The 10,572-nt window shown below is 60.0% G+C and carries 12 protein-coding genes; 5 read left to right on the top strand and 7 right to left on the bottom strand.

Annotation, left to right across the window (positions count from 1 at the left end):
- From D8V06_RS17955 to D8V06_RS17940, 4 genes are all read right to left on the bottom strand, one after another.
- Nucleotides 1-337 (bottom strand): hypothetical protein (locus tag D8V06_RS17955; protein WP_130931447.1); only part of this gene is annotated, 337 nt, incomplete at its 3' end.
- A gap of 145 nt (nucleotides 338-482) precedes the next feature.
- Nucleotides 483-1,205 (bottom strand): anti-sigma factor, encoded by a 723-nt coding sequence (locus D8V06_RS17950; protein ID WP_130931446.1) that lies wholly within the window; start codon nucleotides 1,203-1,205, stop codon nucleotides 483-485.
- Entirely contained in the window at nucleotides 1,202-1,729 is a 528-nt protein-coding gene (locus tag D8V06_RS17945; RefSeq protein WP_130931445.1) for a sigma-70 family RNA polymerase sigma factor, read from the bottom strand. Before D8V06_RS17945 ends, D8V06_RS17950 begins: the two co-directional genes overlap by 4 nt.
- A gap of 107 nt (nucleotides 1,730-1,836) precedes the next feature.
- Entirely contained in the window at nucleotides 1,837-2,358 is a 522-nt protein-coding gene (locus D8V06_RS17940; protein ID WP_130931444.1) for a DUF3455 domain-containing protein, read from the bottom strand.
- Nucleotides 2,359-2,509: 151 nt separating this feature from the next.
- Between D8V06_RS17940 and D8V06_RS17935 the strand changes: the two genes are divergently transcribed.
- Entirely contained in the window at nucleotides 2,510-3,133 is a 624-nt protein-coding gene (locus D8V06_RS17935; RefSeq protein ID WP_130907364.1) for a glutathione S-transferase, read from the top strand.
- Nucleotides 3,134-3,261: 128 nt separating this feature from the next.
- On the opposite strand, the gene D8V06_RS17930 is transcribed toward D8V06_RS17935, so the two are convergent.
- Nucleotides 3,262-3,702: a CBS domain-containing protein gene (locus D8V06_RS17930; RefSeq protein ID WP_056854796.1), complete on the bottom strand. Its 441-nt coding sequence runs from the start codon at nucleotides 3,700-3,702 to the stop codon at nucleotides 3,262-3,264.
- Between the two features lie 173 nt (nucleotides 3,703-3,875).
- Here D8V06_RS17930 and D8V06_RS17925 point away from each other — a divergent pair, with 173 nt between their 5' ends.
- A complete protein-coding gene (locus D8V06_RS17925) occupies nucleotides 3,876-6,239 on the top strand; it encodes a DNA polymerase II (protein WP_130931443.1) in 2,364 nt (787 codons plus the stop codon).
- Here D8V06_RS17925 and D8V06_RS17920 read toward each other — a convergent pair.
- Complete coding sequence (locus D8V06_RS17920) at nucleotides 6,204-6,674, bottom strand: DUF1810 domain-containing protein (RefSeq protein ID WP_056854794.1); 471 nt, start codon at nucleotides 6,672-6,674, stop codon at nucleotides 6,204-6,206. The two genes, D8V06_RS17925 and D8V06_RS17920, sit on opposite strands and share 36 nt — an antisense overlap.
- A gap of 27 nt (nucleotides 6,675-6,701) precedes the next feature.
- On the bottom strand, nucleotides 6,702-7,523 hold the full coding sequence (locus D8V06_RS17915) for an aldo/keto reductase (RefSeq protein ID WP_130931442.1): 822 nt from the start codon (nucleotides 7,521-7,523) through the stop codon (nucleotides 6,702-6,704).
- A gap of 500 nt (nucleotides 7,524-8,023) precedes the next feature.
- Here D8V06_RS17915 and D8V06_RS17910 point away from each other — a divergent pair, with 500 nt between their 5' ends.
- From D8V06_RS17910 to D8V06_RS17900, 3 genes are all read left to right on the top strand, one after another.
- Nucleotides 8,024-8,761, top strand: coding sequence for a hypothetical protein (locus tag D8V06_RS17910; protein WP_056854792.1), 738 nt, complete (start codon nucleotides 8,024-8,026; stop codon nucleotides 8,759-8,761).
- Between the two features lie 208 nt (nucleotides 8,762-8,969).
- Nucleotides 8,970-9,755, top strand: a complete 786-nt coding sequence (locus D8V06_RS17905) for a sulfite exporter TauE/SafE family protein (protein WP_130904229.1) — start codon at nucleotides 8,970-8,972, stop codon at nucleotides 9,753-9,755.
- A gap of 192 nt (nucleotides 9,756-9,947) precedes the next feature.
- Entirely contained in the window at nucleotides 9,948-10,502 is a 555-nt protein-coding gene (locus D8V06_RS17900) for a DUF4174 domain-containing protein (protein ID WP_056854763.1), read from the top strand.
- Nucleotides 10,503-10,572: the final 70 nt, after the last annotated feature.

Genomic DNA, 10,572 nt, shown 5'->3' with positions numbered 1-10,572 from the left:
AACCATCGGCGGCGACGGTGTTGCCTTGCAGGCGGTCGGAGCCATCGGCAGCGACTTCGTTGCCTTTCAGGCGGTCGGAACCATCGGCGGCGACGGTGTTGCCTTGCAGGCGGTCGGAACCGTCAGCGGCGACTTCATTACCTTTCAAACGATCCGAACCATCAGCCGCTACAGCATTGCGTTTTTCCAGCAGGCGATCAGCGCCACCTTCAGCCACACGGCTTTCGATCAGACGATCCGAGCCGCCTTCAGCGACGACGGGTTGAACAGAAGTCGCGGCAAATGCGTTAACTGCGAAAACCGAGAAAGCGATGCTGAGGATGGTTTGGCGTTTCATGATCGTGTGCTCCGGGGTGTTGTTGGTTGGTATGGAGCCAATGTTACGCCGCGGATTTTTTAAGAGAACTTCATTGACGTGATGGTGAACATCGACAGGATTGATCTCACGAGCGCCATTCCTGTCGTGGGATTGATGATATCGCTCAGAGGACTTTCACCGCGCGGCCGATAAATTGAATCGGCCCGGTCGGCTTGCCGATTGGCGAGCCATTGGGGTTTTCCAGAGTCAGTTCGAACAGTTGGTTCGGTTCCAGCGGCGGCAGTTTGTCCAACGGCACCGAAAGCGTTTGCCCCGGTTTTACCAAACCGAGAGACACCGGGCCTTGCCAGCCTTCGGCCTTGGTCCAGAACTCCAGTGCCTTGTCTGCCGGCACTTCCACAACACCCAACGGGATCAGCTGGATCTCCCGGGGGTTGCTGGCCTGAATCACCCAGCCCGGCGCCTTGTCTTGCGGAGCGACCAACACCACCAGATACGTCGGTTTGACCGTGGTTTGCGTCAGCAACATAGCGCCCAGCAACAAGCTCGCGGCCAACCCGGCACCGGCCAGCCCTCGCCAGAGTGGCAGGCGATTCCACCAAGTGGCCGACGGGAGCACGCGGGATGTCGATGACGGGCGATCAAGGGCCTCCACGCTGCGCTCGATGCGCTGCCACAGTTGCGCCGATGGGGTGCGCGGCTCGGCCAGTTCGGTCAGGCCCAGCAAACGGCGCTCCCAGTTATCGACGGCGTTGCGCAGCCCGATATCGCTGTGCAGGCGTTGCTGAACCTCGGCTCGCTGCTCGGCGGAAAGTGTTCCCAGCACATACTCACTGGCCAGTTCATCGAGCGCTTGCGGGGTTTCGTCGGTCGGTTTGCTGATCATCCCAGGCACTCCCGCAACGCCGTCAGGCTCCGCTTGATCCACGCTTTGACTGTGCCCAGCGGGGTGCCGAGCTTGTGTGAAATTTGCGCGTGGGAATATCCGTCGACATAGGCGTGCACAATGCAGTCGCGCCGCAGCGGTTCCAGTTGTTCCAGGCACCGGTGGATGTGTGCCGAGTGCACCTGGGCATCACCGGTGTCCGTGGTGTCCGGAACGTCGACATCGCCTTGAAGCTCGCGATTGTGATCACGCAGGTAGTTGAGTGCCAGATGCCGGGTCACGCTGAACATCCAGCCTCGGGCCGAACCCCGCGCCGGGTCAAAACCCCCGGCGCCGGTCCAGATCTTCAAGAATGCATCGTGGACGATGTCCTCGGCCAGGGCCGAATCCCGTACCAGCCGCTTGGCTACCCCCAACAACCGCGGGCTCTCCTGCACATACAACTCGCGCAGGGCCTGACGCTCGCCGCGAGCGCAGGCCGCCAGGTGGTGTTCATAGTCGAAGACGGTTTCGGGCAAGGACACTGTTCTCGGCCGGTGGTGGTTGAGATGTCGAATGCAATCTAGCAAACAAACGGCATTCCTGTAGCCGCAAGTTTGTCCCCGCAGGCGACTAAGTCAGCTTCCGGGCCTCAACTGGCCGCCCAGAAAATGTAATCCGCCTGATACTGCACCACTTCCTGCTTGCCCTTGTTGGCCGTCGTGCACTCGGTACTGGGCGCGACACCGCCTTTGAGGGCCACTCGCTGGATGTAGCTGACGCCGCTCATGGCGCCTTTGCCTTCGGCCGGGTTGGCCTTGACCAGTTGGTAAGGCAGGTTCCCCGGGCTCGACGGTGCCACGGCGAGTTGCGTGCCGGTGATTTTCGACCCGTCGTTGGCTTGCCATGTGGCCGGCGGTCCGAAATAAGTTCCGATCTGTTTGCCGCTGCGATCATTGAGCACGGCTTTGGGGCCGACGAAGGTCCATTCGGTCTGGCCGGCCGCATTGGCTTTGTCCCGGCATTCGTAGGTAATTTCGCCGACCCCGGTGGTTTCCAGGGCGACCTTGTGCCCGTCGGGCACCCTGATGTTGTCTGGCAGACCGGTCTGGGCGTAGGTCGCAGGAACGGTGGCGAACAAACCGACAAGGCAAATCAGTTGTTTGGCGTTCATCAAAAGCTCTCCGAAAGTGGGTAGTGCACTCGGCAGCAACAGGAGCTGCTACAGGTACTACCCTTGGCAAGGCATTCTGGATGCAGTGCCTCGAAGAAATTTTTCATCGCGACAAGAGTCAGCTGCTTGAGAGCATCCCAAGGAGGTGTGTATGTATCAACTCTACGGTCATCAGAATTCGGGCGCGGCGGCGGTCGAGGCCGCGCTGGAGCTGTGTGAGATTCCTTACCGCTTCATCGATGTCGAAGCCTCCCCGGAGGCCGCGCTGGCATTGGAGAAGCTCAACCCGCTCAAGCAGATTCCGACACTGCAACTGCCCGACGGCAGCATCCTGACCGAGAGTGCGGCGATCCTGATCCATCTCGCACTGACGTTTCCAGCGGCAAAGCTGTTGCCCGATCACCCAGCCGACCGTGATCAGGCCATTCGCGGGCTGGTGTACATCGTCAGCAATTGTTACGCGGCAATCGGCATCATCGACTACCCCGAACGCTGGCTGGCCGAGGCCGATGAATCGTCACGACAAAACCTGATGGCGGGTACCCGCGCGAGGCTGCACTGGAGTTGGGAAGTGTTTGCCGATCAGTTTTCGGGGGAGTTGTATCTGGGCGAAGAGCCGCCCGGCGCGCTTGACGTGTTGGCGGCGGTGATCACGCGATGGGGAGGAAGCCGCGAGCATTTGCGCCAGGCCCGGCCAGGATTTTTTGCCTGGCTGGAGCGGATTGACCGGCATCCGACGTTGGCGCCGGTGTTTGCCCGGCATTGGCCGGGCTGAAGCGCACCGACCACCTGTGGGAGCTGGCCTGCCAGCGATGGCGACCGGGCATTTGGCCTCGATATTGGCTGCCATGGCCTCATCGCGAGCAGGCTCGCACCTACAGGGGGGACTGCGGTGACCTGGGTTTATTCGCCGCGGATGTACTGCTCCAGTTGCCGAATCAATTCAGCCTGTTCAGCGATGGCTTCCTTGACCAGGTCGCCGATCGACAGCAAGCCGATCAGCCGGCCGTTTTCCACCACCGGCAAGTGACGCAGGCGTTTGTCGGACATGATGCCCAGGCAGGTATCGACGGTTTGGTGAGTGTCCACGGTGATCACCGGCGACACCATGATGTCGCGCACCGGCGTACCCACCGAAGAACGGCCATGCAGCACCAGTTTGCGCGCGTAATCCCGTTCGCTGATGATGCCCAGCACTTCATCGTTCTCCACCACCAGCAAGGCGCCGACATTTTTCTCGGCCATCTTCATCAGCGCTTCCAGCACCATGTGATCCGGTTTGATCTGGTGCACTTCCTGGTTTTTCTGATCTTTCAACTTGAGCAGTTGCGCGACGGTTTTCATGGCGGTTTCCCGGGTGTTGTCGTTGTCCTTGAAGAATCGTAGACACCGGCCCTGAGAGCAAGGGCGAAAGCGGCAGATAACGCTCAAAAAACGTCATTTGGCGGTTTTTTACAGCAACCGGCCGCCGAATCGACGCGTAGAATTGACACCCTGAATCCATTTCGAGGTTTGCAGTGGCCGATTTACCCCAGGGCTTCGTCCTGACCCGGCATTGGCGCGATACCCCGGCGGGTACGGAGGTCGAGTTCTGGCTGGCAACCGATAGCGGTCCCCGGCGCATCCGCCTGCCTCATCAGCCATCGGTGGCATTCCTGCCGGTCAGTCAGCGCGAGCAGGCCGAGGCGTTGCTGCAAGACGAAAAAAACGTCGAACTCAAGCCTTTGTCCTTGCTGGATTTCGAACACCGCCCGGTGCTCGGCTTGTATTGCCGCCAGCACGGGCAGTTGATGCGCCTGGAAACCGCGCTGCGGCGAATGGGCGTTGAAGTGTACGAAGCCGACGTGCGCCCGCCGGAACGCTACATGATGGAACGGTTCATCACCGCGCCGGTGCGTTTTGGCGGTACGCCGGGCGCTGATGACCTGCTGCGCGATGCGCAGATGAAGCCCGATCCCGACTATCGACCACACTTGAAACTGGTGTCGCTGGACATCGAGACCACGGCTCAGGGCGACTTGTACTCCATCGCCCTGGAAGGCTGCGGCGAGCGTCAGGTGTACATGTTGGGGCCGCCCAATGGCGATGACAGTGAAGTGGATTTCCAGCTTGAGTACTGCGAATCGCGCACCCTGCTGCTGAAGAAGCTCAACGAGTGGTTCGCCCGACATGACCCCGATGCAATCATCGGCTGGAACGTGGTGCAGTTCGACCTTCGGGTGCTTCACCAGCACGCCCGGCGCCTGGCCGTGCCGCTGAAGCTGGGGCGTGGCGGCGAGGAAATGCAATGGCGCGAACACGGCAACGGCAATCATTACTTCGCATCCGCTGCCGGGCGACTGATCATCGACGGCATCGAAGCCCTGCGTTCGGCGACCTGGAGCTTCCCCTCGTTCAGCCTGGAAAACGTCGCGCAAACCCTGTTGGGCGAAGGCAAGGCCATCGACAACCCCTACCAGCGCATGGACGAAATCAACCGCATGTTCGCCGAGGACAAACCGGCGCTGGCCAAGTACAACCTCAAGGACTGCGAACTGGTCACGCGGATTTTCGCCAAGACCCAATTACTGACCTTCCTGCTGGAACGGGCCAGCGTGACGGGGTTGCCGGTGGATCGCATGGGCGGCTCGGTGGCGGCGTTCACCCACCTCTACATGCCGTTGATGCACCGCCAGGGCTTTGTTGCGCCGAACCTCGGCGCTAAACCACCACAGGCCAGCCCCGGCGGGTTTGTCATGGATTCGCAACCGGGGCTGTACGAGTCGGTGCTGGTGTTCGACTACAAAAGTCTTTATCCATCGATCATCCGCACGTTCCTCATTGATCCCGTGGGGTTGATTGAAGGGCTCAAGCATCCTGACGACAGCGACTCTGTGCCGGGCTTTCGCGGGGCGCGTTTTTCCCGCACCCGGCACTGCCTGCCGTCCATCGTCGCGCGGGTCGCCGAGGGCCGGGAAACCGCCAAGCGCGAACACAACGCGCCGCTCTCCCAAGCCCTGAAGATCATCATGAACGCGTTCTACGGCGTGCTTGGTTCCAGCGGTTGTCGCTTTTTCGACACGCGTCTGGCGTCTTCCATCACCTTGCGCGGCCACGAGATCATGCTGCGTACCCGTCAATTGATCGAAGATCAGGGGCATACGGTGATTTATGGCGACACCGACTCGACCTTCGTCTGGTTGCGCCGTGCCCACGGTCAACAGGAAGCCGCCCAGATCGGCCGCGCGCTGGTCGATCACGTCAATCAGTGGTGGGGTGAGCACGTGCGGCAGGAGTATGGCCTGGAGAGTGCGTTGGAGTTGCAGTTTGAAACTCACTACAAACGTTTCCTGATGCCGACCATTCGCGGGGCAGAGGAGGGCAGCAAGAAGCGTTACGCGGGGCTGGTCACGCGGGCCGATGGCAACGACGAGATGGTTTACAAAGGCCTGGAAACCGTGCGCACCGACTGGTCGCTGCTGGCCCGGCAGTTTCAGCAAGAGCTGTACGAGATGATCTTCCACCGCAAGCCGTATCAGGACTACGTGCGCGAGTACGTGCGCAAAACCCTGGCCGGTGAGTTCGATGATCGCCTGATCTACCGCAAACGCCTGCGCCGCACCCTCGACGACTACCAGCGCAATGTGCCGCCGCACGTGCGGGCGGCGCGTATCGCCGATGACTACAACGACCAGCAGGGTCGCCCCCGCCAATACCAGAGCGGCGGCTGGATCAGTTACGTGATCACCGTCGCTGGCCCCGAACCGCTGGAGATCCGCAGCGCGCCGATCGATTACGATCACTACATCAGCAAACAACTGCAACCGGTGGCGGACGCGATCCTGCCGTTTGTCGACGACGATTTCTCAACCCTGATTGGGGGGCAACTGGGCTTGTTTTGAGTCCATCAGCGACAACGTCCAGTCATCCAGGATGCCGTGGAAATACTGATTCAACGCCTGGTGAAACGGGCTGTCAGCGGCAGCGACCTGGGCGAACAGGGTCATCGACGAATGAAACTTCAAGTCGTCGGGATGGCCGAATATCGCCGCTACCGAGCGCTGCTGGATGTTCAGCACTTCCTGGGTGCAGATGCGCAACCTGGCACCCAACACGGGGTGTTCAAGGTAGGCCTGCGCTTCTTCGCGGGAGCGGATCGCAAAGCGTCGGGACATTTCACTGCCACCGAGCCCGGCGAACTGCGGAAAGACAAACCACATCCAGTGGCTGCGTTTGTGGCCGGCATTCAATTCGGCCTGGACCCGGTCGAATACCGGGTCTTGTGCCTGAATAAAACGTTGCAGGTTAAAGTCGTCCGGTTGATCGGTGCTTCTCATATCGAAGCCCTCTGACACCGCGTTGGCTCAGACCATGGCCAGTCGCTGCTTGCGTTTGGGCGCGTGAAACGCTTGGTCCAGCGCCTCCAGATCCCCGACTTCCAGTTGCAACTGCGCCGCTTGCGCGTTGAGTTGCACGTGTTCAGCGCGGACCGCCTTGGGGATGGCGATCACACCGTCCTGGCGCAGCAGCCATGCCAGCGACACCTGGGCGGGCGTCACACCGTGGCGGGCAGCCACTTGTTTGAGCGTGGCATTGGCGAGCATTTTTCCGCCCTGGCCGATTGGACAATAGGCCATGACCGGCATGTTGTGCTGCTGACACCAGGGTAACAAATCAAATTCTATGCCACGTTCTTCCAGGTTGTAGAGCACCTGATTGGTGGCGCAGGCCTTGGCATCGAGTTCCTGCAAGTCATCGACATCAAAATTGGACACGCCCCAGCGACCGATCTTGCCCGCCTCACGCAGGCGTTCGAAGGCCTCGACGGTTTCTGCCAATGGGTATTGGCCGCGCCAGTGCAGCAGGTATAAATCGATATGGTCGGTCTTGAGCCTGCCCAGACTGCGCTCGCAGGCTTGGGGAATGCCTTGGCGGCTGGCGTTGTGTGGATAGACCTTGCTGACCAGGAAGACTTTGTCGCGCTGGCCGGCGATGGCTTGGGCCACGACTTGCTCGGCGCCACCTTCGGCGTACATTTCGGCGGTGTCGATGAGGGTCATGCCCAGATCGATGCCCAGGCGCAGGGCGGCGATTTCTTCTTTTTGGCGGGTGTGGTCTTCGCCCATTTGCCAGGTGCCTTGGCCGATCACGGGTACTTGGCGACCGGCCAGTTGCTGAGTTCGCATGCTTGGTTCCTTTTTGCTCGACACTACAGTTGGCATCAGGATAGCCGCTGGGTTCCGTCTTGGCGGGTTCTGGGCCGACCATGCTGTGGATGTTTTGGGTGATACCCGTTACTGCGGTAACGGCGACTGAGGGTTTCGCCGCAGTGGGAGTTTGCTTGTTGGTGATGGCAGTCTGCCAGCCAACCAATCTCTGCCAGTTGCACTCCATCACCTGTAGGAGCACGGCTTGCCGGCGATGGCGTCCTTGAGATCGCCATCGCGAGCAAGCTTTGCTCCTACAGAGACATCATCCAATAAAGCCGTCGGTTCACAGCACCTGTGGGAACTGGCATGCCAGCGATGACGGCCTGTCATCCACCATTCCTTCGAAGTGCAAATGATCTTTCCCTGCCGATGATCGATTGCCCACCCCCGACACTGCACTTTTTCCAATTGACCGGCTCTATCCATAGCCGTTGCGGCGAATCCCGCCGCACAGGAATGTGTCAGTCCAATCCCTTATGGTTCGAGTGTTGCCCTTCAACCTTATCCGCGTTCGCCTGCTGGCCGGTCTGTTGCTGCTCTGCGCCAGCGGTTGCAGCCATCAGCCCGGCAATGATCTTTTCAGCCAGATACGTGATGGAAAACCCCAGGAATTCCTGCAAACCAGCGTTGATCGCATGGCCACGCTGGCCATGCGTGACAATCTCGACAGCCTCTACCTGCTGATGAGCAAGTTGTACCTGCGCAACCCCGACGAGCTGAAAAAATCCGGCTTCCTCGACGCCCGCACTGCCGGCAAGCAAGTGCGCATGGCCATCGAACAGCAACAGCCGTTACCCACCCTGGGCGGGAAAAAAGACCTGGCGGCGTTGCGCTTTGCCATGAGTCCGGAATTTCTCGGAGACCGGGTCGGCGCGTTCATTTATGCCATCGGCAGCATGCTGGTCACCGCCCACGGTAATCGCCTGGAGTTCTACATGACCGACGCGATCAACCCGACGTTTGTCAGCAACGCCGCCCGCAACATCGAAATCGCCACCTGGATTTTGAGCCAGCGACAGAATAAGGATGGCCAGCCCATGCTGTTTTCCAACGAAATTTCGGAGGAGGGCAGTAACCTGAGTTTTGCCGTGGAGTTCGGCAAGATCGTCGCGCGCCTGGATTTGCTGACCCAGATGCTTGACGAGCGCTACCGGCGTATCGGCCTCAACTATGCGCAAAGCCTGCTGTTCCTGAATTTTCTCCCGGTGCAGTGAAAATCCCCACAACCCCCTGCAGGCGCCAGCCTGCTGGCGAAAAACGTCAAGACACAGCGATTGATCTGAAAGGGCTCGACATCGTTGCCTCCCTCGCGAGCAGGGAACTGTATTAGGCATAAAGATAGATCGCATCGATATAACTGGTTATAAGAAATATCGCTATGCTGCGGGCCAGATTTTCCCTGCGGTCTATGTGGACGTATCAATGGATTTAGTGAACATCGGGTTGGTCGTGGCCGGACTGGTTGTCGGCTTCATCGTCGGCATGACAGGCGTAGGTGGCGGGTCGTTGATGACCCCGATCCTGCTATGGTTCGGAATCAACCCGGCAACCGCCGTCGGCACCGACCTGCTGTACGCGGCCATTACCAAATCCAGTGGCGTACTTGTTCACAAAAAGAACAACAACATCGACTGGCACATCACCGGTTGGCTGACCCTCGGCAGCGTGCCGGCAGTCATGCTGACGTTGTGGTTCCTCAGCACATTGCATTCCAGCCCTGACGCGATGAACGCGATCATCAAGCAAGCCCTGGGCTTTGTGTTGTTTGCCACGGCGCTGGCGATTCTGTTCAAGAAACGCCTGCTGGACTTCGCCCACAAGCGCGCCGGTGGCAACTACAACCCAAGCGGTCCGCGCCTCAACGTCCTGACCGTTATCACCGGGCTCGTGCTCGGCACCATGGTGGCACTGACCTCCATCGGCGCCGGTGCGTTGGGTACGGTGGCGTTGTTTATCCTTTATCCGCTGCTGCCGACCCGTCGCCTGGTCGGCACGGAAATCGCCCACGCCGTCCCGCTGACGCTGGTGGCCGGTCTGGGCCATGCGAGCATGGGCAACATGGATTGGCAGGTACTGGGTTTTCTGCTGATCGGTTCGCTGCCGGGGATTTACCTGGGCAGCCACCTCACCGGGCGCATCTCCGATGAGCTGTTGCGTCCTTGCCTGGCGACGATGTTGGTGTTGATCGGTTACAAACTGGCGTTCTGATTCAACACCCGGCAATGCGCCTCGCGGTGGATCAAGTAGCGCTTTGTAATGGCTTCAGATGAATCCAGCCTGTTGCGCAATGACTGCCCTGACCTAAGCTTTGGGCAAGGCGAAATACATTTGCGGAGCGTCACCCGGAACGAACGCCGCGATGCGCAATCATTAGAGCGTGGATATCAAAAGGAGATGCGCATGCTCATCAGGTCACTGACCCTGGCTACCCTGCTGGCGATCGCCAGCCCCCTGTTCGCCGCCGATGGCGACTCACCGCTGGACATGGACAAGGGCAGGGCAAGGCCACTGATCGTCATCGCTCCGAGCACGGTTGATCCGACATGGGTCAGCCTGAAAAAGTCGCTGGACGAGCCGGCCAATCGCAAGGGATTCACCGATCGCAACATGGTGCTGTATACCGTCCTTAACCTGATGGGCCAGCGCGAAGGCAAAGACCTGGGACCGCAAGACACGGCGGCATTGATCCGCTCGCTGAAGCTGGGGGCCGGTGCCAAGACCAAGGTGATTCTGGTCGGCAAGGACGGCGAGAAGAAATTCGAACAAGCGGACACGGTCAAGCTCGAAGAGATTTTCGCCGCCGTTGACCAGTTGCCGGCAGCCGAGAAAGAAACCCCGCCGCCGACAGTGGCCACCCCAGTCGCTGAAACCGAACCCGCGGCCAAAGGCGCCAAAGCCGCGAAAAACGCCAAACCGGCGAAACCGACCAAACCGCCAGAACAGCCGGATGATTGAGCTGACTTGTAGAGCTCGACGCAGGTTTGCTGGCCGCTAGAGCGATACCCTGCGCTCGCCACGCAAGCAA

This window comes from Pseudomonas sp. Sample_24 (assembly GCF_004307605.1).
GTDB lineage: Bacteria > Pseudomonadota > Gammaproteobacteria > Pseudomonadales > Pseudomonadaceae > Aquipseudomonas.
This window is presented reverse-complemented; position numbering and strand designations above follow the sequence as displayed.

Excerpts from the sequence above, each read along its gene's own strand:
- D8V06_RS17950 (WP_130931446.1), bottom strand. The coding sequence starts at position 1,205 with ATGATCAGCAAACCGACCGACGAAACCCCGCAAGCGCTCGATGAACTG.
- D8V06_RS17940 (WP_130931444.1), bottom strand. The coding sequence starts at position 2,358 with ATGAACGCCAAACAACTGATTTGCCTTGTCGGTTTGTTCGCCACCGTT.
- D8V06_RS17935 (WP_130907364.1), top strand. The coding sequence starts at position 2,510 with ATGTATCAACTCTACGGTCATCAGAATTCGGGCGCGGCGGCGGTCGAG.
- D8V06_RS17930 (WP_056854796.1), bottom strand. The coding sequence starts at position 3,702 with ATGAAAACCGTCGCGCAACTGCTCAAGTTGAAAGATCAGAAAAACCAG.
- D8V06_RS17920 (WP_056854794.1), bottom strand. The coding sequence starts at position 6,674 with ATGAGAAGCACCGATCAACCGGACGACTTTAACCTGCAACGTTTTATT.
- D8V06_RS17915 (WP_130931442.1), bottom strand. The coding sequence starts at position 7,523 with ATGCGAACTCAGCAACTGGCCGGTCGCCAAGTACCCGTGATCGGCCAA.
- D8V06_RS17910 (WP_056854792.1), top strand. The coding sequence starts at position 8,024 with ATGGTTCGAGTGTTGCCCTTCAACCTTATCCGCGTTCGCCTGCTGGCC.
- D8V06_RS17905 (WP_130904229.1), top strand. The coding sequence starts at position 8,970 with ATGGATTTAGTGAACATCGGGTTGGTCGTGGCCGGACTGGTTGTCGGC.
- D8V06_RS17900 (WP_056854763.1), top strand. The coding sequence starts at position 9,948 with ATGCTCATCAGGTCACTGACCCTGGCTACCCTGCTGGCGATCGCCAGC.